We start from the raw sequence: 19,264 nt of genomic DNA, 5'->3' as shown, positions 1-19,264 counted from the left end.
CGGCATGGCCAAGGATCTGAATCTTTCCGTCACCCTCAAGGCCATCAACAAGGCCACCGGCCCGCTGAAGAAGATCCTGCAGGGCAGCCGTGGCGTGGGCCGCGCCATGCGCGAGACGCGCGGCGAGCTCAAGGACTTCAACGACCAGCAGAAGCGCATCCAGGCCTTCCGCGACATCACGCGCCAGAGCCACGCCACCCGCGATGCCCTTCGCGAGAAGCGCGCCGAGCTCGACCGCGTCAGCCAGGAAATCGACGCCACCACCGGCCCCACCAAACGGCTGACCAACCAGCAGGCCAAGACCCAGGCCGCCGTCGACAAGCTCAACCGCGAATACCGCGACCAGCGCGAACGGGTGCGCGAGCTCGCCAAGGGGCTGCCCCGCGCCACCGACGGTACCCGTGGCCTCTCCCAGCAGCAGGCAGCCCTGGAGCGCAAGATCCGCGCCACCACCGAGCGCCTCAACGCCCAGCGCAACGCCCTGCAACGCTTAAGCGACGCCGACGTCTCCGGTCGCTTCAACAGAATGACCGGTGAGATCGGTCGGCTGGGTCGCCGCGCCGTGGTCGCCGGAGGTGCGGCCGCGGCCGGCATCTTCGGCATCGCCAACTCCACCGCCGGGCTGGGCGATAACGTCGCCAAGAGCGCTGACAAGATGGGCATCGGCATCGGAGCCCTGCAGGAACTGCGCTACGCCGCCGAGCGCTCCGGCGTCAGCTCACAAAAGCTCGACAGCTCCACCGAACGCTTCGTCAAGCGCTTGGGAGAGGCTCGCCAGGGCAGTGGCGCCGCCGCCAAGGCGTATGAACAGCTCGGGCTCGACGCCAACCAGCTCGCCGAGCTGACCCCCGATGCGGCCCTCGGTGTCGTCGCCGACCGTCTCGCCCAGGTGGAAAGCCACACCGACAAGGTCGCCCTGGCCGCGCAGTTCTTTGGCCGCGAGGGCGTGGCCATGGTCAACATGCTGAAGGACGGCTCCAGCGGCCTCGAGGCGCTGCGCAAGGATGCCCGCGCCACCGGCTATGTACTCAGCGACGAGGCCGCGCGCGACGCCGAGGTGTTCAAGGATGCCATGCTCGACGCCGAGCTCGGCATGGCCGGCATGAAGAACACCATCGGCGCTGAACTCATGCCTGCCATCACCGAGCTGATGGGCGACCTCTCCGGCTGGATGCGTGAGAACCGTGACCAGGTGAAGCAGTTCGCCAAGAGCTTCGGCAACAACCTCAAGGCCGCCGTCCCCATCATCACCGACCTGGCCAAGGGCACCGCGCGGTTGGCCACCGGCATCGGCGAGGTGGTCTCGAAGCTGGCGGGCATGGTGGGTGGCTACGAGAACCTGGCGATGATTGCCGGCGGGCTGTTCGCCAGTAAGGCGCTGCTCTCGGTCGTCAGTTTCGGTGTGGGTATCGTCAAGGCCGGTGGCGCCCTGCTCGCCTTCGCCAAGACCCTGCCCGCCGTGGCCACCGGGGTGAAGGCGCTGTCCGTTGCCTTTGCCGCCACCCCGATCGGCTGGATCGTCGCCGGCATTGCAGCGGTTGCCGCCGGCGCGCTCTACCTGTGGAAGCACTGGGAAACCATCGGCCCCAGGTTCGCCGCCCTTTGGGAGAGCCTGAAGGCCGATGCCGGCGCGGCATGGGAGTGGTTCAAGGCCGCCCCGCGTGCGGCCCTGGAGGCGGTGAAAGCCATGCTCGCCGACTGGGATCTCAAGGGCATGCTGAAGGAAAAGTGGGACCAGGCCATCGACTACCTGAAGAATCTGCCCGGGCGGATGAAGGATGCCGGCATCGACCTGGCAAAGGGCCTGGGCGACGGCATCAAGAATGGCGCCGGTAATGCCTGGGGCGCCGTCAAGGAGCTGGCCACCGGTACCGAACATCGCGCCCGCTACGAACTGGACACCCACTCACCGTCTCGCGTGTTCCGCAACATCGGCCACGATGTCACCGATGGCCTGAGTCTTGGCATCCGCCGCCACCGGGATGACCCGGCCAGCGAAACCCGCCACATGGTCAAGCGCCTGCGCGATGCCGGCGGCGGCCTGGTGCTCGGGGCGGCGGCCATGGCCGGTGCCGCCAGCGCCGATGCCGACCCGCTGGGCGGGCCACGCTTCGACACCCGCCCGGCCCTCTCCTCACCAAGCGGGGGCGGGCTGACGCTGAATGGCGGAATCCACATCAGCGTTCAGGCAACGCCCGGCATGGACGAGCAAGCCCTGGCGCGCTACGTGGCCGCGGAGGTACAGCGGGCACTGGCCACGGCCGAGCGCGACGCCACTGCTCGGCAAAGGAGTGCATTTTATGATGTCGACTGATTACTGGTCGTTGGATGAACCATCCGCTTTCTCGTGTCTGACCCGAGCTCGCAACGCTCGCAACAGGAAGATCACAGTTCCCAACATGCAGGTAAAGAACGCCGTAGCCAGCACAAAGCCCACGGGTGCGCTTCCTGCTCCAGTTGTTTCCACCCCCCCAACTAAAAGTGCAAAAAGCGCCATCCCGATGGCACAGATAAGTGCGCTGATCGAGTCTTCGTCAGACTTGGTCCGCATCGTAAAGCCCAGCACCAAGCCAAGAAGGATAAAAAGGGGTTCGTGGTTGCCACTCTGAACCACCCGCACGGGATACATCCAGTCGTCAATCAATGCACCAATGCCTGTCACCAGAGCCACAAACATCAAGGCAGCTAGCAGGAACTTAACTTCGTTCATAAGGAGGTCGTCCATGATGATGGCTTATGGCATGTTCGTGTTCGCCCTGGGCACTGCCCCGTACCAGGAGCTGCAGCGCCAGAGCGCCTGGCGCCATGAGGGACAAGGCCGGGTAGGCCGCCGCCCCACCCGACAATACCTTGGCCCCGGTGATGACACCATCACGCTCACCGGCACCCTGCTGCCCCACTTCACCGGTGGCCAACAGAATCTCGACCAGCTACGCGCCATGGCCGACGAAGCCGCCGCCTGGCCGCTGATTGAAGGTAACGGCACTTTCTACGGGCTGTACGTGATCGAATCGCTCAACGAAAAAAAGAGCCACCAGATGCATGACGGCAGCGCCCAGCGCATTGGCTTCACGTTGACCCTGCAGCGCGTCGATGATGGCCGCGCCGACCTGCTGGGCCGCCTTACCGGGGCGCTGGCCCGTTCGGCCACGGGGCTGCTGGCATGATTCCCACCGCCCACCAGGCCCGCCCGGCCAACGCCCCCAGGTACCGCATCACACTCGCCGGCCAAGTGATCAGCCCCGAGCTCGAGGCACGGCTGATGCGCCTGCGCCTGACCGACCGACGTGGCCTCGAGGCCGACCAGCTCGATATCACCCTCTCCGACCACGATGGCCGGCTGGCATTGCCGCGCCACGGCGCCGAGCTGACCCTGGCGCTGGGCTGGCAGCACCAGGGTCTGGTCGAACGCGGCACCTTCATCGTCGACGAGGTCGAGCATTCGGGCGCGCCCGACGTGGTGGTGATCCGCGCGCGCAGCGCCGACATGCGCCGCGAGCTGCCCGGCAAACGCAGCCAGAGCTGGCACGCACACACCCTCGGTGAGATCGTCACGACCATCGCCCGACGCCACGACCTTGAGCCCGCCATTGGCGCCACGCTCCGGGGTGTCATACTCGAGCACATCGACCAAACCGACGAAAGCGACCTGCACTTCCTCACCCGCCTGGCCGAACAGTTCGATGCCATCGCCACCATCAAGGCCGGGCGCCTGCTGTTCATGGCCGCAGGCCAAGGCAGCACCGCCAGCGACCAGGCCATCGCCCCGATCACCCTGCGCCGCCACCATGGCGACAGCCACCGCTACGTGGAATCCGACCGCGACGCCTTCACCGGCGTACTCGCTTACTGGCACGACCCGGACGCCGCCGAACGCGCCGAGGTCATCGCCGGAAGTGATGAGAACGTCAAGCGGCTGCGCCACACCTACGCCACCCGCGACGACGCGGTGAGCGCCGCCAACAGCGAGTGGCAACGCCTGCAGCGCGGCGGCGCCGAGTGCTCGTTGACGCTGGCCCAAGGCTGCCCCAATCTCTACCCCGAGACGCCAGTGCGTCTTTCCGGCTTCAAGGCCGAGATCGACGCTGTGGCGTGGCTGGTCACGGAGGCCGTTCATGAGCTGAACGACAGTGGCTTCAGCTCGAATGTGCATTGTGAGGTCATGACCTGACCTCACTTCGAAAATGCTAACTTGCTAAGATGGAACCCCCACAAACGGTAGGCCATGGCTCATGACACTTGCCCAGCGTGCCCGGCTTTGCTGAGGGTGATACTATCGCCCTGATATGGCCCAACCAGTGGCCAAGCATAGCTGCGGTCGCGGCGCCCAGCCACGACAGGAGAAGAGACAATGGATCGGTGGCGAGCTTCATGAGCACGACGATTGAGCGGAAAATTGAACGCCTGCGGGCAGGTGAAGAGCCCAGGGTGCTTGACCTCTTTGCGGGTTGCGGTGGCATTTCACTGGGGTTCCAGGCAGCAGGCTTCAGAAATGTCGGTGCCGTCGAGCTGGATCCTGCAGCAGCACGTTCACATGCACTGAACTTCCATCGTGACGCTCCCGAAGAGCTGCGTGAAATCCATGCTCAATCCCGCGACGTCGTCAGCACAGAGCCTGAGGACCTACTCAAGGAATTCAGGCTGGGAGGGGATCCCGAGTCACATGTGGACGTGGTCGTTGGCGGTCCACCCTGCCAGTCTTTCGCACGAGTCGGACGTGCCAAGCTACGTGAAGTGGCCGAGCACCCTGAAGCCTACCTCAACGACCCTCGCGGCAACCTGTATCTCCGCTACCTCCACTACGTCCGCAAGCTGAAGCCTGTTGCGATTCTGATGGAGAACGTACCGGATGTGCTGAACTACGGCGGACACAACATTGCAGAAGAAGTCTGCGAGGCTCTCCGCGACCTGGGATACGATGCCCGATACACCATGCTGAATGCGGTGTTCTATGGCGTCCCCGAAATGCGAGAGCGTATGTTCCTTGTGGCTTACCGCACAGAGTTGAATGCAACGCGATGGTTCCCAGCCCCCACTCACTGGATCAACCTGCCGCGTGGATATCACGGTTCCCGTCAGGTGGCGATGAAGACCGTCAAGACGGACCTGCTCGACGGAGAGACCCGTTTCTTCGTGGATCCGCCCGAACCGGAAAAAGAAGGTCTGAAACCCGCTGTCACGGCAGTGCAAGCGCTTTCCGATCTTCCTTTCATCAATGAAGACTCGGAACAAAAGCTGCGTAAAGGCCCCAGAAGGTTTGAGAGGCTGGTCCATTATCCCGACGGGGCGCGGCTCAATGACTTTCAGAAGAAGATGCGTTCATGGCCCGAGTTCGAAGCCTCGGAAGGCATCTACGATCATGTCATTCGCTATCTACCACGCGATTACAAGATATTCGCCAGAATGCAGCCGGGTGATCAGTATCCTGAAGCCTACCAGCTGGCATCCGAGATGTTCGAGGAGCGGTTATCGCAGATCGAGATGAATGAAGGCTTCCGCCCTCTGGTGGGCACCGATCGCTACGAGGCAGAAAAGAAGGCCTATATTCCGCCCTATGACCCGAGCAAGTTCCCTAACAAATGGCGCAAGATGGAGGCAGACCAGCCTGCCAGAACTCTGATGGCCCACCTTGGCAAAGACAGCTACTCCCACATCCACTATGACAGCAGGCAGTCCCGCACGATCTCGGTACGGGAAGCGGCAAGGCTTCAATCGTTCCCGGATGGATTCGTGTTTCAGGGGCCCATGAACCCTGCGTTCCGCCAGATCGGCAACGCGGTACCGCCGCTGATGGCAAAGGCACTAGCGGATAAAATAAAGCAGCAACTGACAGGGAAACGAGAGAATGTCACGAAAAATCGCGCTGAAGAGACTGACGCGGTCTGATCTCACAATATTCGAATACCATTTTCGCAATGGTAATGCCGGAAATCAGAAATCAATAAATATTAACCGCAATATTATTGAGGGTGAATTTTACCCCAACCTTACTGAAGTTGCGGAGGAAAGGGAGTGGGAGCCCTTTATTCTCAACCTTACGATTCTAGGGCCAGGCCCTTCTACACCTCAAGTTTTGCCCCAGAAGATAATTAAAGGAGGAACATACAAGAACTGGCGACTCAATGGGAAACTGATTCCATCACCGGAAAACGAAGAGAGGTATGCAAGCCTCCAGGCAGGTGATTATGCAATCCTCGAGTTTATAGGAGCTGCCTGGCCAACATCCATGCGGATGACGCTGGTGGCTCAGGGGCACGATGAAGACAGGGCGCTACACGAGTCTTTATCTGAATCGTACAGCGAAGCCAGTATGGTGAGTTTGGACCTGGCAGAACTCGAAATGATTGTGGAATTACTTCAGGGTGTTATTCCAGCAACCCACCCGATCAAAGATCTACTCGACTCCTTTGATCTTGAGGATGCAGCACAAGGCGGGATTCACGGTATCGAAAGCCTCCTTGATCGCCGGAGGGCTCGTGGTGTTTCGCATGAGGAGCTTCGTAAAGCAAAAAAGGCAGCTGAAAGCATCGGACGTCAGGGCGAAGAAATACTGGATCAGTATTTCGCAAACCAGCAGAAAACTGGAGAAATTGAAGATTACCGCTGGGTTGCCAATGAAAATGCCATCTCACCATTTGACTTCGACCGCTGGCAGAAAGGAACACGTCAGCTAATCGACGCCAAGTCCACCGCCGGACCATTCCACAATCAGCTACACATTTCACTTGCTGAGCTCAAGGAAATGGCGACCTCGAAGGATGAGTATTTCCTTTATCGTCTATACGAGGTCAAGAATGGCTTTGCCAGATTACGCCAATCCGGTCCCATGAGGTATGTCGCCCGTTCTCTGCTTAAGCATTTTGATAGTCCACCTTACTGCGTACAGATTGACAGCATATCCATCAACCCAGAAGAACTACACTTTAGTGATGAAACAATAATTGACCTCTATCACCATTTAGACCAGGCGTGAATACAAACACAAAGAGCCATGACGTCCTGACCAGCACTCAACGCTCATACTGCATGAGCCGCATCCGTGGTCAGGACACAAATCCTGAAATGGCTGTAAGGCGCTATCTTCATGCCTGTGGTTTTCGCTTCAGGCTTCACCGGAAGGACCTGCCCGGTAAGCCGGATCTCGTTCTTACGAAGCATCGCTTGGTTATCTTCGTCCATGGCTGCTTCTGGCACCGGCACGAAGGCTGCTTCTATGCTACCTCTCCGGCCACCCGCAAGGATTTCTGGCGAAGGAAGCTCATCGGAAACGTTGAACGAGACAGACGTCAGCAGGCCGAGCTGATCGAAGCCGGCTGGCGGGTTCTGGTGATATGGGAATGTGGCCTGAAGCACCAGCTATCCGAAATTGATGCTATTGGAACATTGACCAAGAACACAGACACCTTCGGGGAGTGGCCTGCCACACCACCAAGAGTTAGATCAACAAAAGGAAAATAACGTCAGAAGATGATTTCCACAAAATATCAGGAAGACAAAGGAATTGGGATAGTCCAGGAAGTAGTCACTGACTGGAGGTGTGACTGGCAGGAATTCGATCAAAGAAACGATGACGGCATAGACGGGATACTGATAATGCGTCGTGGGCATGACAGGCCCACCACTACCGGAGCCGTCATTTACGTTCAGATCAAATGTGGAAAGAGCTACCTCGACAAAAAGAAAGATCCTGAGAAGGTAGGCGTAAAACTTGGGAAAGATTATATAGAGACACACCGTCCACGCTGGAACAGGATGCCGGGAAAGGTCATCCTGATATACCGAAAATCCCCGATTTCTCATAAGGCCTGGTGGATCGACCTCAAGGATGAAAACTCATACTCAAATACAAACAAAGCAGTCGTACACGCCCCAAAATCACAGATTTTCAACAAAGGGCAAAAAGGGGTGTTTCTTCGACTTCCGGGAGACCAATCAAGATATCAGGGGCTCGATTCCATCCATCTCAATAGGCAGGAAGACTTGATCCCTAAAATTGGACACGTACATGGCGCCTTCAAGCAACAGGTGTGGGAGTATTACAAGCAGTGGAAGTCAGAGTGCAATGGAAGTGAAAAAAGTCCGATAAATGAAATAGGAACGGTTCTGATAACCAGGACTGGCTGGAAGCATATTACAAGAAAGGAAAGGCTTCCGGAAAGGGTCTTTCAATCATGGCTACTACTCGCCACCGCCAGAAAAATGATAAAGACCTGCGTTCGGTATTTTCGTCTGGGAGGAGCTCATAATGTCGTGGACAGGGAAAAAAACATCAGTGGTGTCATTGACTACATCGCCCTTCGCGCAAATGTAAGCTATACGCACAAGGACAGCAGTGTTGTCCAGGTGGTTCTGAAGCGCTACATTCCAACCAGCGAAGGCCAGTCAGGTGAAAGCAAGGTGTGGTTTTATTCTGTCCACGAGTTGCGTAGAGGGAAAAGAGCCTCGCTGGGTGTGTGATGCCTGTACACCGCCAGCTGTGCTGGACACTGATACAGTGATAGCCCTGAGAGACTAAGCGTTGTCAGGCTGCTGGAGCCCTTGCCGCCACCCCAAGGGGCTCTCATAGAGCTCCGGGACAGACACCACGAAAGTATTTAATCAATCTCAGGTATCGACTGCAATACCTTACAGCCCATACCGCCTCGCCTGTCTAACCACCACGCCACGAATATCGCTCTGGCGAGCCGGGAACGAGCCGCTTCGATCCATCGGCGGGATCAACCGGATCTGCCCGCCGATGCGGTGACTGTTGAACAGCCGCAGGCCTTCGCGCTCCACCACCACGAGATCCGCGTGTTGGGCAACACGTGACTCGTCCACCACCAGAACATCGCCCTCGATCACTGGTCCCTCGACCCCTGCTTCGTCGCTGACCTCCACCAGGTAGCAGCTTGGGGTGAAGTACGTCAGGTCGTAGCCTTCCAGTGCAGGATGAGAAATGCCCCCACACAGCGGCCCCAGGTAGTTCACACGCATATCGTCACATCCTTGTTGCTTTGCCATTGACCAGCCCTGCCATGCCGGGCTCTTGCCACCGGCACCCCGCGAACACCTTCCATTAGCGTTTGCCTTACAGAGCACGGATGCAGAATACTGTACAAGCATCCAGTTTTTGACAAGAGGCTTTCCGATGCGCGATACCGATATTCACTTTCCGCTGCCGGCACCGCCGCTGCGGCCACTACCTTTCCCCCTCACCACCATACGCGCCGGTATCTCCGGCTTCCCCTCGCCTGCCGAGGACTACGTCGGCCGCACCCTGGATCTCAACGAGCGGCTGGTGAAGCGCCCGTCATCCACCTTCTTCATGAGCGTGAAGGGCGACAGCATGGTCGGCTTCGGCATCCAGGATGGTGACACCTTGGTGGTCGATCGCTCCATTGATCCGCGTCCCGGCCACATCCTCGTCGCCCTGGTCGACGGTGAAGTGATCGTGAAGCGCTACGAGAAACGCCATGGACGGCCACTGCTGTGCTCCGGCAATCCCGGCTATGCACCAATCTCCCTCAATGACCTGGATTGCCAGGTGTGGGGCGTGGTGCGCTCGGTCATACACGAGTACGCCGTATGATCGGGCTAGTGGACTGCAACAACTTCTACGTCAGCTGCGAGCGGGTGTTTCAACCTCGGCTGGTCGGCGTGCCGGTGGGCGTGATGTCCAACAACGACGGCTGCGTGATCGCCCGCTCAAATGAGCTCAAGGCCTTGGGCGTGGAGATGGGTACCCCCGCTTTTGAACTGCAGCACCTGGTGCGTCAGGGGCAGGTCCACCTGCTCTCGTCCAACTACGAACTGTACGGCGACATGTCGGCCAGGGTGCGAGAGGTCCTCGAGGAGTTCTCCGCCGGGGTAGAGCCCTACTCCATCGACGAGATGTTCGTGAGCTTCGATGGCTTTGACGCAGCCACCACGCTCGCCCTCAGCCGTACCCTGCACCACAAGGTGCGCCAGTTCACCGGTATCCCCGTGTGCGTGGGCGTGGCTCCCACCCGCACACTGGCCAAGCTGGCCAACCGCGCAGCAAAGAAGATCCCCGCCTACGGTGGCACCTGCGTACTGCACGCCGATAGCACCGAGAGCCGCGAACTATTGCAACGCATCGAGCTCGGCGATGTATGGGGTGTCGGGCGTCGGCTTGTCGAGCGGTTAGCCGTGCAGGGCATCGAGACGGCCTGGGATCTGCGGCAAGCCGACCCCAAGGCCATCCGTCGGCGTTTCTCCGTCACCCTCGAGCGCACCGTGCGCGAGCTGCAGGGCACGCCCTGCATCGAGCTCAACGACGCCGACCGTCCACGTGACCGCATCATGACCTCGCGTTCCTTCGGTCGCCTCACCGGCGAACCGGGCGAAATACAGGCCGCCATCCGCCAGCATGCCCAACGCAGCGCCGAGAAACTCCGCGCCCAGGACAGCCATGCCCGCGCCGTCTACGTGTTCCTCAAGACCAATCGGCACCGGCTGGACTTACCGCAATACTCCCCCAGCGCCATCGTCGAACTGCCCGAGCCCACCAACGACAGCCGGCAGATCCTCCACGCCGCGAGCCAGGCCCTATACGCCATCTACCGGCCCGGGTACCGATTCATGAAGGCCGGTGTGATGCTGCTCGACCTGGTCGACGCCAACCGGCAGCAGCTCTCACTGCTCGACACGCCCGAGCGAGCGTCCCAACGCGACAAGAGCCACCAATTGATGGCAGCCCTGGACGAAATCAATCAGAAGATGGGGCGTGGTACCGTCACCCTTGGCCGTCCCACGCCCGGCGCCGCCTGGCACTTGCGTTGCGCCCACCGCACACCGCGATGGACGACGAGGTGGAACGAGCTGCCCGCCGTGCCAATGGGTTAATGATCTGCCCCGACCAGGGCGGTTCTGCACTATGCTCGACAGCAAGTGACCCTAATGGAGGGCGAGATGGACAAAGCCGTAATTGATGCAATCCGGGAAAAAGAGCAGCTACCTGACAGCATGACTGATAGCGAAATCGCTAAGGAATACAAAGGGACATATACCGCAGCGAGAGCCGCTGTGAGCCTGAATCATAAACCGCTTGACCAAGTTCTCGCTGATGCAATGGGTAAAGTCTTTCCTTTCATGAAGAAAAAGAAGTAACACTTTCAGGCGGGATTTATCAGCTCGCTACCTTGGCCTTCCGCAGGCTTGTTCACAGCCCGACTGACCGGCCAGTGAGTGATCAACTCGGCATCCAGGTGATGAACCACCTGGCGTATCGTCTCGCGGTCGGTCAGGTGTGGATCAAGCCACGGCTCGAGGCTATCGGCATCCAGTGCCAACGGCATGCGTGAGTGGATCTCCTTGGCGACACCACGCGCCGGCTCGGTCAGGATCGCGCAGCCGGGTTTCCCGTCGGCACGCTCGGCCCAGATCCCGGCAAACCATAACGGCTCGCCATCGGCACGTGTCAGGTAGTGTGGCTGTTTGTGCCCATCCACCGGCAACCACTCGTACCATCCATCCGCCGGCACCAGGCAGCGGTGATGGGCAAACGCCCCTTTGAAATAGCGCGACGTGGCCACCTTCTCCACGGTGGCATTGATCGGCTGCGGTGCCTTCCCCCCCGCCCAGTGTGGCCGGTAGCCCCACCACACCTCATCCATCACCAGCGGCGCCTCATCGTTGGGATGACGAACCGCAGTGATCCAGGTGCCCGGCGCCACGTTGTAGCGTGTCGCCAGCTCTCCTGTCTCATCCAGCGGCAAGCGCAGAGACTCGGAGAGCTTGGGGTATGGACTATAGAGGGCGAAGCGTCCGCACATAGGTGTAGGATCAATGCGTTAAAAGTGCATGAAACCTTTTAATTACCATAAGCATGGTAATTACAATATTTGAAAACATAAAAACCACCAAAAAAGAAGACACAAAAAAAACAAGGTTAAAAAAAACATTAACGCAATTTCCAAGCACTGACATGCCGATCACTGAAAACATAACAAGCAATATTGAAACCACTATCGTGTAGCAAATATTTTGATAAAGCTCTCGAAGGACAGAGAGCCTGGCTCGATAGCCATCATACCTTTCTGGATAAACCTCTATATTGTATTTTATTTTTGCCTCTTGGTCATACACCAACACCAGAACACTCATCAAGAGCGCGGTAGAAATAGCCCCAAAGTTAACAGCCAAGGAAAACATTTCCTTAGACAAACCATCTCCAAAAAAAACAAGAGAAGAAAGGAGTAATGGCAAAATCAAAAAAACAAAAACATCCTTGAAAGACACCTTGTTATTGGAGGCATCCCGCAAGGTATTAAAATGCTGCTTTATTATATAAGTAACATTTATCTTGCTGGACATAGCTCAACCTTTTGACCGGGATAAACTTTCTGACAAAGCTCATTTACAACTTCGACAACCCAATCATACATTTCCTCAAAGTCCGGAACTCCGTCACTGACCGTAACACAGTCATCCAAGTCTAGCTTGAATACTGGATTTTCTCTAGTGCCGCCAATCCTAAAAACGCGTTTCTTTCCTTCGAGCTCAACGACAGCCTTAAGGTCCTGGCAGTGTGACTCTAGGAATTCCACAGCGTCAGTCCTACTGCCTTTTTTAAATCTTTCCAAGAGTCCAAAGGATTCTTTCCTCTTAGGCTTCAATACAAGGACAGCCTGCTTGTGCCCCATACCTTTTAACTCGTCAGCCCTGTCAGAAAACGGCGAAAAACCAACAGCTCTTACTTCCTTAACCTCAGCCTGCATCCATTGCTGCACAGCCTTTTCATAAGTAACAGGATTAAACTGGAGGGTCAGGGAAGTCTCTTTTTTAAAAAACTCACCCAACGCCTTGTGGAGAAGAGTTTTAATACCATCTCCATTTATACCGTGAAGGACCACAATAGCTTCGTTTTTACCAGAGGGCGAAAAAAGAAGAAAGAACCGCTCCTTAATATCGGCATCATTCGGACTTTTGCTGTACTTCAAATCCCCTGTGCTCGCATCTCTAATATAGCCTTTGACACCATAATTCCCAGTATTAACCACGCCCCAAATACAGCGCCCATGAGAGCTTACATTGTACGGCTTAAATGAAAGCACGGATTTATCACTTTCAAACTTTTCAAAGCTCTGTCTCACAAGAGGGTCAACATATCTTCTAAATATATCAATAAGATCTTTTCCATTAATATCGTCTAACGGAGCATAATGCGAATCATCGCTATATTTTTTATGCGGATATCGCTATATTTTTTATGCGGATTAAACGCTCTAAGGTGATAAAGTGAAACTGAATGCATACTGTTCCCTTGCAAATATTTATTTTAACTAACCCGCCCAATCCGAATTTCACACCGCCCCAGGATCTCCACGTCCTTCAGCTCTTCGGGCTTGATCATCTCGGGCTGGTAATGCTCGTTGTCACTGATCAGCAGCCAGGCGCCGCCGGCCACCCGCTGTACACGCTTGATGCGCCGCTCGCCGTGCACCAACAGCAGAAACACCCCTTCCGGTTTCGGTTCGCGCCGGCTGCGGTCCACCAGCACCCAGTCGCCATCGGCGAGGGTGCCGTCCATCGAGTCGCCCCGCACCTTGATGCCGACCACCTGGGCCGGATCGAGGCCCTGGGCGGCGAGCTGGTCAGTGGGGAAATAGAGCGTGCTCTCGACGTTTTCCTGCTCCAGCGATCGGCCATCGCCGGCGGCGGCCTCGATGTCGTAGAGCTTCACCTCTGCCATAGCAGCAGCGGGCACGCCAAAAGATGTCAACGTTTGTGAACCGCAAGCCTGCTCACCGTGGTGGGCACCTTCAACTGGGAGCGATGTTCGTCCTGTGAGGACGTACTGGACGTCCACACCCACACCATCCAGCGCTGAAAGGTAGGCAGAATCAGGGTTCCTAGCATCTTTCTCGTAGTTGATTTGCGTAGTTTTGCCGACTCCACCTACTTGGGCTAACGCTGTCTGACTCAAGCCCAAGCGCTCCCGCTCTGCCTTGAGCCTCTCGCCTGTGGTTTTCAAATTTGCACCACTCCACTTGACAAGGTTCACATACGTGAACCATTATCGAATCGCAGTCTTAGACAACCTTTAGGAAGCCTACCCCATGGAAACCGCCGAGACCATGCAAGCCGACGTTGCGGCCCGCTCCCCGCGAGGGTGTAACCGCCCGGTGATGACTCAGGTCACCGATACCGAGCGTTCCAAGCTCGAGGGCATCGCCCAGCTGGAGATGCGCTCGCTTTCCGCCACCATCCGCATGCTGATCCTGCTTGGCATCCAGCACTACGAAGCCGACACCGAAGCGGCCAGCCAATCCTGATCGTTCGGTCACCCTGACCTGCTGCATAAGCCTCACAAGGACACCCGCCATGTACCAGGACTCCAAACGTGTTCGCACCAAGGCAACCGTCTACCTCGACCAGTACGAGAGCGACGTGATTACCGCGCTGGCCAATTACCTGGGCGTACCCAAGGCCGAGGTGATGCGTCAGATGCTGATGAAGGAAGCGCGGGACGTGCTGGGCGTCGACCCCGCCGGTCTCACCGATAGCCTCGCTGAACGGGCCGGCTGAACGGACCCCTACATCCACCGTGCATCCGAGGTAGCCATGCCCGAACAACCGATGGAGCTCGACCAGCAGGCGAAAGCGGTACTTGACGCCGTGTGCGAACAGCAGGGCCTGGAAACCCGCGAGCAGGCGGCCGAATGGCTGCTGCGCCGCCGTATCCGGCGCGGCGCCCAGGGCCTCACCGGCCGCGGCCGCGCGCTTTATGACGTAAAAGGAGATCGCCGGTGAGGATTACCTGCCCCCACTGCGACGAACGCGCCATCACGCGCACAAGCAAGCGCCCTACCCCCGTGTTCTACGAGGTTTACGCCCAGTGCACCAACCCCGCCTGCGGCTGGGGCGGCAAGTTGCTGGTCGAGTTCGCTACCACTACCTCGCCAAGCCGAATCCCCGCTACCGATGTGCGCATTCCTGTCGATCGGGTCTCGCGCCGGGTGCTGCTCGAGCAGCTCAATGAATGCTGAAGGATAACGACACAATGACCAACGTGACGCCAATCAATGCCACCCATCGTGCCCGCCCACATGTCCATCAGTTGGACCCGCAGAACGTCGCCATCGGCTGGATGTTCCGCCATGGCCACGCACTGGATCGCGTTACCGCCATCGAGCAGCTGACCGTGTTTCTGATGAGTGAGTTGGACTTGCCCGAGCGCGCGGCCGAAATTGCCGCAATCCAGGCTTATGCCGAGACCTCGAGTGTCAGCCAGGTGGCGCATATCGATGCCGATGCCACCACCGCCCACGTGGTGGTGCTGCGCACCATGGGCGGCCGCGCGGTGGCCTTCACCGCCGACGACCTCGTTCATGTGCTGGAACGCGCTCGTGATGAGGGACGCGCCCGCGTCGTCAACAGCACCACCCGCACGCCTGTGCTGATCGAGCCGGAACGCTCGCGCTAACCCGTTCTTCCACTCCACGGAATAAGGAGGCACAGCGTGAACCCATCGCTGCGCCAGGACATCCTCGCGCGTTTATTGCGCGACTACGACGCCCAGGAGCGTGGCACGTACCTGCAGAAGGTGCGCTGCCCGGACTGCGGCAAGCGTGAGGCGTACATCGCCACCGAGGCGCCGTGGATGCTGAAGTGCGGCCGCGAGAACAACTGCGGTAGCCAGATCCACGTGAAGGAGCTATTCCCTGAATGCTTCTCTAGCTGGTCGGAGCGCTACGCACCGAGCGCCGATCGACAGCCGCACGAGACGCCCACCAGTGCCACCCCGGTGGCGGATGGCTACCTGCGTGACGGTCGCGGCTTCGAGCTTTCGCGCATACAGGGCTGGTACACCCAGGAGAGCTACTGGCGGCAGGATGTGGGCGGCACGGCCACCGTGCGTTTCGCCCTGCCGGGAGGCGGGTACTGGGAGCGTCTACTCGATAAGCCGGAACGCTTCGGCAAGCAGAAGGCCAACTTCGTGGGCCGCTACAAGGGTCAATGGTGGTGCCCGCCGGTGTTCTCGCTGGCCGACCTGGTCGAGGCGGGCGAGGTGTGGATCGTCGAGGGCATCTTCGATGCCATCGCCCTCTACCACCACGGTATCGCGGCCGTGTCGGCAATGAGCTGCGGCAACTACCCCGAGAATGCGCTCGAAGCGTTGGCCGATGCCGCGCATCAGGCCGGTACCAGCCGCCCCGCTCTGGTATGGGCGCTGGATGGCAACCGCGCCGGCCAGAGCGCTACCGAGAAGCACACGAAACGGGCACGCGCCGCCGGCTGGGAGTGCCGCGCCGCGCAGATTCCCGGCGGCGGCAAGCACGATTGGAACGATTGCCACCAGCGTGGCGAGCTCACTGAGAAGCACCTCGAGCACTATCGCTACCACGGCGATCTGCTGCTCGCACCCAGTGCCATGGCCAAGGCGCTGATCATCTACAAGCGCAGTGAGCGCCGCGAGTTCTGGTACGAGCACAAGCGCCAGGTGTGGTGGTGGAAACTCGATGTGGATGCTTTCGACCGTGCCATGCGCGCCGAGGGTGCGGATGGCATCGATCAACAGCAGCTCGACCCCGCCATGCGCGATGCCGCCCTGGAACAGGCCGGCAGCGTCAAACGGATCTGCACCTGCTACCCCACCGCACTTTACTACCAAGCCAATACGGTCACAGACGAGAGTTGGTACTACTACCGGATCGAGTTTCCGGATGGCCGCGCGCCGGTGAAGAACACCTTCAGCGGCGGCCAGTTGGCCAGTGCCAGCGAGTACAAGAAGCGCTTGCTGGGCGTGGCCCCCGGCGCGGTATGGACGGGTACAAGCCAGCAGTTGGACACCCTGCTGCAGGATCAAATCGGCAACATCAAGACGGTCGAGACCATCGATTTCATCGGCTACAGCAAGGAGCACGCCGCCTATGTGTTCGGGGATCTGGCGGTGGCCGGCGGCAAGCTGCACACGATCAATAGCGAGGATTTCTTCGAGCTTGGCCACCGCAAGCAGCTCAAGACCCTGAGCCAATCGGTCACTCTGCACTTGAACCCTGACCGCAAGGCCTACCACACCGACTGGACGAGCCAGCTGCTCGGCGCCTTTGGCACCAAGGGAGTCGTGGCCCTGGCCTACTGGATGGGCAGCCTGCTGGCGGAACAGATCCGCGAGGCAATGGGCAGCTTTCCATTCCTGGAGATCGTCGGCGAGGCCGGTGCGGGGAAGTCCACATTGATCGAGTTCCTGTGGAAGCTGGTGGGCCGGCGTGACTATGAAGGCTTCGACCCTTCCAAGGCCACCATGCCGGCACGCTCGCGGAACTTCGCCCAGGTCTCGAACCTGCCTGTGGTGCTGATCGAATCCGACCGCGAGCAGGAAGGTGGCGCCAAGCAGAAGCAGTTCGACTGGGACGAGTTGAAGACCGCCTTCAACGGCCGTTCGATCCGCGCGCGAGGCGTGAAGAACAGCGGCAACGACACCTACGAACCGCCCTTTCGCGGCAGCATCGTGATCAGCCAGAACGCCGCCGTTCAGGCAGGCGAGGCGATCCAGACCCGTATCTGCCACCTGATGTTCACCCGCGAGGGCCAAAGCCGGCAGACCAAGGAGCTGGCCGAGGCACTGGAAAAAGCCGACCTCGAGCACGTCAGCCAGTTCGCCCTGGAAGTCGCAAGCCGCGAGGCGGCATTGCTCGAGCTGATCACTCCCCGTGCCCGTGAGTATGCCAACCACCTGGCCGAAGACCCGGACGTGAAGGTGCTGCGGATCGCCAAGTGCCACGGCCAACTGATGGCACTGCTGGATTGCCTGGGGCCGGAGGGCCTTGGCCTCTACTCCGCCCAGGTGATCGATCAGGCTGCCGGGCTGGTGTGGCAGATGGCCCGCGAACGCCAGCAAACCATCAATGCCGACCACCCGCTGGTCGCTGAGTTCTGGGAGGCGTTCGAGTACATCGAAGGGCTTCGAAGCGAAGCCGTGCTCAACCACTACGGCGACGATGCCAAGGAAATCGCCATCAACCTGAAGGACTTCGAGCGCGCCTGCGCCGAGTACAAGTTGCGCGTGCCTGAGATCCGCGAACTGAAGCGCTACTTGAAAGGAAGCAAGACCCGCAAGTTCATCGACGCCAACCGTACCGTGCGCTCGCGCGTGCGTCTGAACAATTCGAGCGTGAAGTGCTGGATCTTCGCCACATGAGCCAGCCAAGAGACCAGGAGGCCACCATGCACGCCACCTATACCCTCGACCAGGCCGCTGCCCTGCTGAACCTGGGCCGCAACTCCCTGGCCCGCCGCCTGCGCGAGGCGGGTGTGCTCGGCACCGACAACCTGCCCGCCGGCCGATACCGGGGCCGGGTGAACCTGGTGATCGTGGCCACCGGTACCTATTGGCACCCGATCTGCGGCTGGACCCACTACGGCCGCTCCGAATTCACCGATGCGGGGCTCGATCACATCGCGTCCAAGCTCGGCATCGAACTCGCTCGCCTGCCCTGCGCATCCGCACAGCAGGTACCTCACACCCACAACGCAAGGAACGCACAACATGGCTGATAATGCCGATATCGCAACCGAACTGATGGAGCAACGCCTCGAGGGCGCCCTGGCCAACCGGCCTCGCTGGCCCGAGGGCGATCTGGCCACGCACCCGGATTCAGATTGCGAGGAGTGTGGCGACGAGATACCTGCCGCTCGCCGTCAGGTCGCGCCCTGGGCCACCACCTGCGTGGCATGCCAGAGCCTTCGTGAACGTAGGGGGAAGCATGTGCGCTGACGCAATCAAGGGGGGCCAGTTGGCGCGCTCAGCGGCAATGCTCTGCCGGAACCCCGCCTTTCGGCTTTATCTCGACAGGCGCAAGCGCCACAAACTCGGGTTGGCTGCCAGCCAGCTGCCCGACGGCACCCACAGCGAACAGGACGCCCGCGAATGGCTATGCGCCGCTTGCCGGGTCGAAAGCCGCGCCGAACTGGATCACAACCCCCAAGCTGCCGCCATGTTTCGAACTATCCGCCAGCGCTTTACCCACTGGAAAACTCGCCAAGGAGCCCAGCCATGAACACCTACTTCGGACTACTTGCTGAATTCGACGGCCGCGCCGAGATCCCCCTCGAGGAAGTCGCCCCGCGCTACTTCGGCCTGAACGCCCGCACCGCCAGTATTCGCGCCGGCGCCCAGGCACTGCCGGTACCGGTGTACCGGGCCGGCGACTCGCAGAAATCCCCGTGGCTGGTCAGCGCCGTGGATCTGGCACAGTACATCGATGAGAAGCGGGCCGAGGCGCGTGATCTCTGGCAACGAGTGAATGAGTGAAGC

General features: G+C 59.4%; 26 protein-coding genes and 1 pseudogene. 20 read left to right on the top strand and 7 right to left on the bottom strand.

The window, feature by feature from the left end; genetic code table 11:
• Positions 1 to 4 precede the first annotated feature (4 nt).
• Positions 5 to 2,314 (top strand): phage tail tape measure protein, encoded by a 2,310-nt coding sequence (locus tag C6V82_RS04055; protein ID WP_102589582.1) that lies wholly within the window; start codon positions 5 to 7, stop codon positions 2,312 to 2,314.
• Here the strand turns inward: C6V82_RS04055 and C6V82_RS04050 are convergent, their stop codons facing one another.
• Positions 2,315 to 2,710, bottom strand: a complete 396-nt coding sequence (locus tag C6V82_RS04050; protein WP_146009697.1) for a hypothetical protein — start codon at positions 2,708 to 2,710, stop codon at positions 2,315 to 2,317.
• A gap of 13 nt (positions 2,711 to 2,723) precedes the next feature.
• Here C6V82_RS04050 and C6V82_RS04045 point away from each other — a divergent pair, with 13 nt between their 5' ends.
• From C6V82_RS04045 to C6V82_RS04020, 6 genes are all read left to right on the top strand, one after another.
• Complete coding sequence (locus C6V82_RS04045; protein WP_102589580.1) at positions 2,724 to 3,167, top strand: phage tail protein; 444 nt, start codon at positions 2,724 to 2,726, stop codon at positions 3,165 to 3,167.
• On the top strand, positions 3,164 to 4,171 hold the full coding sequence (locus C6V82_RS04040; protein ID WP_102589579.1) for a phage late control D family protein: 1,008 nt from the start codon (positions 3,164 to 3,166) through the stop codon (positions 4,169 to 4,171). Before C6V82_RS04045 ends, C6V82_RS04040 begins: the two co-directional genes overlap by 4 nt.
• A gap of 200 nt (positions 4,172 to 4,371) precedes the next feature.
• Complete coding sequence (locus C6V82_RS04035; protein WP_102589578.1) at positions 4,372 to 5,886, top strand: DNA cytosine methyltransferase; 1,515 nt, start codon at positions 4,372 to 4,374, stop codon at positions 5,884 to 5,886.
• Positions 5,846 to 6,973 (top strand): protein NO VEIN domain-containing protein, encoded by a 1,128-nt coding sequence (locus C6V82_RS04030; protein ID WP_102589577.1) that lies wholly within the window; start codon positions 5,846 to 5,848, stop codon positions 6,971 to 6,973. The genes C6V82_RS04035 and C6V82_RS04030 overlap by 41 nt, the downstream gene beginning before the upstream one ends.
• A gap of 53 nt (positions 6,974 to 7,026) precedes the next feature.
• Positions 7,027 to 7,458 carry a very short patch repair endonuclease gene (locus tag C6V82_RS04025; RefSeq protein WP_102589576.1) on the top strand — a complete coding sequence of 144 codons (432 nt, stop codon included), beginning with the start codon at positions 7,027 to 7,029 and terminating at the stop codon, positions 7,456 to 7,458.
• A gap of 9 nt (positions 7,459 to 7,467) precedes the next feature.
• Complete coding sequence (locus tag C6V82_RS04020) at positions 7,468 to 8,457, top strand: DUF4365 domain-containing protein (RefSeq protein WP_102589575.1); 990 nt, start codon at positions 7,468 to 7,470, stop codon at positions 8,455 to 8,457.
• A 168-nt stretch (positions 8,458 to 8,625) separates the two neighbouring features.
• Here C6V82_RS04020 and C6V82_RS04015 read toward each other — a convergent pair whose 3' ends face one another.
• A complete protein-coding gene (locus C6V82_RS04015; protein WP_102589574.1) occupies positions 8,626 to 8,976 on the bottom strand; it encodes a LexA family transcriptional regulator in 351 nt (116 codons plus the stop codon).
• Between the two features lie 154 nt (positions 8,977 to 9,130).
• Here C6V82_RS04015 and C6V82_RS04010 point away from each other — a divergent pair, with 154 nt between their 5' ends.
• The 3 genes from C6V82_RS04010 (at position 9,131) to C6V82_RS04000 (ending at position 11,112) form a co-directional block, all read left to right on the top strand.
• A complete protein-coding gene (locus C6V82_RS04010) occupies positions 9,131 to 9,571 on the top strand; it encodes a LexA family protein (RefSeq protein WP_102589573.1) in 441 nt (146 codons plus the stop codon).
• Entirely contained in the window at positions 9,568 to 10,848 is a 1,281-nt protein-coding gene (locus tag C6V82_RS04005) for a Y-family DNA polymerase (protein WP_102589572.1), read from the top strand. Before C6V82_RS04010 ends, C6V82_RS04005 begins: the two co-directional genes overlap by 4 nt.
• A 66-nt stretch (positions 10,849 to 10,914) precedes the next feature.
• A complete protein-coding gene (locus tag C6V82_RS04000; protein WP_102589571.1) occupies positions 10,915 to 11,112 on the top strand; it encodes a hypothetical protein in 198 nt (65 codons plus the stop codon).
• 5 nt (positions 11,113 to 11,117) lie between these two features.
• Here the strand turns inward: C6V82_RS04000 and C6V82_RS03995 are convergent, their stop codons facing one another.
• The 5 genes and pseudogenes from C6V82_RS03995 to C6V82_RS18410 form a co-directional block, all read right to left on the bottom strand.
• Positions 11,118 to 11,777: an SOS response-associated peptidase gene (locus C6V82_RS03995; RefSeq protein ID WP_102589570.1), complete on the bottom strand. Its 660-nt coding sequence runs from the start codon at positions 11,775 to 11,777 to the stop codon at positions 11,118 to 11,120.
• Between the two features lie 10 nt (positions 11,778 to 11,787).
• Positions 11,788 to 12,318 (bottom strand): hypothetical protein, encoded by a 531-nt coding sequence (locus tag C6V82_RS03990; RefSeq protein WP_107164715.1) that lies wholly within the window; start codon positions 12,316 to 12,318, stop codon positions 11,788 to 11,790.
• The gene (locus tag C6V82_RS03985) at positions 12,303 to 13,097 is read right to left on the bottom strand and encodes a hypothetical protein (protein ID WP_146009696.1); all 795 of its coding nucleotides are present in this window, start codon (positions 13,095 to 13,097) and stop codon (positions 12,303 to 12,305) included. Before C6V82_RS03985 ends, C6V82_RS03990 begins: the two co-directional genes overlap by 16 nt.
• 185 nt (positions 13,098 to 13,282) lie before the next feature.
• Positions 13,283 to 13,696 (bottom strand): S24 family peptidase, encoded by a 414-nt coding sequence (locus C6V82_RS18265; RefSeq protein ID WP_102589567.1) that lies wholly within the window; start codon positions 13,694 to 13,696, stop codon positions 13,283 to 13,285.
• A 141-nt stretch (positions 13,697 to 13,837) separates the two neighbouring features.
• A pseudogene (locus C6V82_RS18410) lies at positions 13,838 to 14,008 on the bottom strand (helix-turn-helix domain-containing protein); the annotation flags it as partial.
• A gap of 55 nt (positions 14,009 to 14,063) precedes the next feature.
• Between C6V82_RS18410 and C6V82_RS03975 the strand changes: the two are divergent.
• Genes C6V82_RS03975 through C6V82_RS03930 form a run of 10 tightly spaced genes read left to right on the top strand, consistent with a single transcriptional unit; the run spans position 14,064 to position 19,261 of the window.
• Positions 14,064 to 14,279, top strand: a complete 216-nt coding sequence (locus tag C6V82_RS03975; protein ID WP_102589566.1) for a hypothetical protein — start codon at positions 14,064 to 14,066, stop codon at positions 14,277 to 14,279.
• A 49-nt stretch (positions 14,280 to 14,328) separates the two neighbouring features.
• Positions 14,329 to 14,532 carry a hypothetical protein gene (locus C6V82_RS03970; protein WP_102589565.1) on the top strand — a complete coding sequence of 68 codons (204 nt, stop codon included), beginning with the start codon at positions 14,329 to 14,331 and terminating at the stop codon, positions 14,530 to 14,532.
• A gap of 36 nt (positions 14,533 to 14,568) precedes the next feature.
• Positions 14,569 to 14,757 carry a hypothetical protein gene (locus C6V82_RS03965; protein WP_102589564.1) on the top strand — a complete coding sequence of 63 codons (189 nt, stop codon included), beginning with the start codon at positions 14,569 to 14,571 and terminating at the stop codon, positions 14,755 to 14,757.
• Positions 14,754 to 14,993: an ogr/Delta-like zinc finger family protein gene (locus C6V82_RS03960; RefSeq protein ID WP_102589563.1), complete on the top strand. Its 240-nt coding sequence runs from the start codon at positions 14,754 to 14,756 to the stop codon at positions 14,991 to 14,993. The genes C6V82_RS03965 and C6V82_RS03960 overlap by 4 nt, the downstream gene beginning before the upstream one ends.
• 14 nt (positions 14,994 to 15,007) lie before the next feature.
• A complete protein-coding gene (locus C6V82_RS03955) occupies positions 15,008 to 15,430 on the top strand; it encodes a hypothetical protein (RefSeq protein ID WP_102589562.1) in 423 nt (140 codons plus the stop codon).
• Positions 15,431 to 15,466: 36 nt separating this feature from the next.
• Positions 15,467 to 18,148, top strand: a complete 2,682-nt coding sequence (locus C6V82_RS03950; protein ID WP_102589561.1) for a toprim domain-containing protein — start codon at positions 15,467 to 15,469, stop codon at positions 18,146 to 18,148.
• Positions 18,145 to 18,504 (top strand): hypothetical protein, encoded by a 360-nt coding sequence (locus C6V82_RS03945; RefSeq protein WP_146009695.1) that lies wholly within the window; start codon positions 18,145 to 18,147, stop codon positions 18,502 to 18,504. Before C6V82_RS03950 ends, C6V82_RS03945 begins: the two co-directional genes overlap by 4 nt.
• On the top strand, positions 18,497 to 18,724 hold the full coding sequence (locus C6V82_RS03940) for a TraR/DksA family transcriptional regulator (protein WP_102589559.1): 228 nt from the start codon (positions 18,497 to 18,499) through the stop codon (positions 18,722 to 18,724). The genes C6V82_RS03945 and C6V82_RS03940 overlap by 8 nt, the downstream gene beginning before the upstream one ends.
• Positions 18,714 to 19,007 carry a hypothetical protein gene (locus C6V82_RS03935; protein WP_102589558.1) on the top strand — a complete coding sequence of 98 codons (294 nt, stop codon included), beginning with the start codon at positions 18,714 to 18,716 and terminating at the stop codon, positions 19,005 to 19,007. The genes C6V82_RS03940 and C6V82_RS03935 overlap by 11 nt, the downstream gene beginning before the upstream one ends.
• Positions 19,004 to 19,261, top strand: coding sequence for a pyocin activator PrtN family protein (locus C6V82_RS03930; protein ID WP_102589557.1), 258 nt, complete (start codon positions 19,004 to 19,006; stop codon positions 19,259 to 19,261). Before C6V82_RS03935 ends, C6V82_RS03930 begins: the two co-directional genes overlap by 4 nt.
• Positions 19,262 to 19,264 lie beyond the last annotated feature (3 nt).

The sequence above is a fragment of the Halomonas urumqiensis genome (assembly GCF_003028575.1).
GTDB lineage: Bacteria > Pseudomonadota > Gammaproteobacteria > Pseudomonadales > Halomonadaceae > Halomonas > Halomonas urumqiensis.
Note: the sequence above shows the minus strand (reverse complement) of the source record. Positions and strands in the feature narration are given on the sequence as shown.

Bases quoted from the DNA above. Each gene is read 5' to 3' on its own strand.
- C6V82_RS04055 (WP_102589582.1), top strand. From the start codon at position 5: ATGGCCAAGGATCTGAATCTTTCCGTCACCCTCAAGGCCATCAACAAG.
- C6V82_RS04050 (WP_146009697.1), bottom strand. From the start codon at position 2,710: ATGAACGAAGTTAAGTTCCTGCTAGCTGCCTTGATGTTTGTGGCTCTG.
- C6V82_RS04045 (WP_102589580.1), top strand. From the start codon at position 2,724: ATGATGATGGCTTATGGCATGTTCGTGTTCGCCCTGGGCACTGCCCCG.
- C6V82_RS04040 (WP_102589579.1), top strand. From the start codon at position 3,164: ATGATTCCCACCGCCCACCAGGCCCGCCCGGCCAACGCCCCCAGGTAC.
- C6V82_RS04035 (WP_102589578.1), top strand. From the start codon at position 4,372: ATGAGCACGACGATTGAGCGGAAAATTGAACGCCTGCGGGCAGGTGAA.
- C6V82_RS04030 (WP_102589577.1), top strand. From the start codon at position 5,846: ATGTCACGAAAAATCGCGCTGAAGAGACTGACGCGGTCTGATCTCACA.
- C6V82_RS04025 (WP_102589576.1), top strand. From the start codon at position 7,027: ATGAGCCGCATCCGTGGTCAGGACACAAATCCTGAAATGGCTGTAAGG.
- C6V82_RS04020 (WP_102589575.1), top strand. From the start codon at position 7,468: ATGATTTCCACAAAATATCAGGAAGACAAAGGAATTGGGATAGTCCAG.
- C6V82_RS04015 (WP_102589574.1), bottom strand. From the start codon at position 8,976: ATGCGTGTGAACTACCTGGGGCCGCTGTGTGGGGGCATTTCTCATCCT.
- C6V82_RS04010 (WP_102589573.1), top strand. From the start codon at position 9,131: ATGCGCGATACCGATATTCACTTTCCGCTGCCGGCACCGCCGCTGCGG.
- C6V82_RS04005 (WP_102589572.1), top strand. From the start codon at position 9,568: ATGATCGGGCTAGTGGACTGCAACAACTTCTACGTCAGCTGCGAGCGG.
- C6V82_RS04000 (WP_102589571.1), top strand. From the start codon at position 10,915: ATGGACAAAGCCGTAATTGATGCAATCCGGGAAAAAGAGCAGCTACCT.
- C6V82_RS03995 (WP_102589570.1), bottom strand. From the start codon at position 11,777: ATGTGCGGACGCTTCGCCCTCTATAGTCCATACCCCAAGCTCTCCGAG.
- C6V82_RS03990 (WP_107164715.1), bottom strand. From the start codon at position 12,318: ATGTCCAGCAAGATAAATGTTACTTATATAATAAAGCAGCATTTTAAT.
- C6V82_RS18265 (WP_102589567.1), bottom strand. From the start codon at position 13,696: ATGGCAGAGGTGAAGCTCTACGACATCGAGGCCGCCGCCGGCGATGGC.
- C6V82_RS03975 (WP_102589566.1), top strand. From the start codon at position 14,064: ATGGAAACCGCCGAGACCATGCAAGCCGACGTTGCGGCCCGCTCCCCG.
- C6V82_RS03970 (WP_102589565.1), top strand. From the start codon at position 14,329: ATGTACCAGGACTCCAAACGTGTTCGCACCAAGGCAACCGTCTACCTC.
- C6V82_RS03965 (WP_102589564.1), top strand. From the start codon at position 14,569: ATGCCCGAACAACCGATGGAGCTCGACCAGCAGGCGAAAGCGGTACTT.
- C6V82_RS03955 (WP_102589562.1), top strand. From the start codon at position 15,008: ATGACCAACGTGACGCCAATCAATGCCACCCATCGTGCCCGCCCACAT.
- C6V82_RS03945 (WP_146009695.1), top strand. From the start codon at position 18,145: ATGAGCCAGCCAAGAGACCAGGAGGCCACCATGCACGCCACCTATACC.
- C6V82_RS03940 (WP_102589559.1), top strand. From the start codon at position 18,497: ATGGCTGATAATGCCGATATCGCAACCGAACTGATGGAGCAACGCCTC.
- C6V82_RS03935 (WP_102589558.1), top strand. From the start codon at position 18,714: ATGTGCGCTGACGCAATCAAGGGGGGCCAGTTGGCGCGCTCAGCGGCA.
- C6V82_RS03930 (WP_102589557.1), top strand. From the start codon at position 19,004: ATGAACACCTACTTCGGACTACTTGCTGAATTCGACGGCCGCGCCGAG.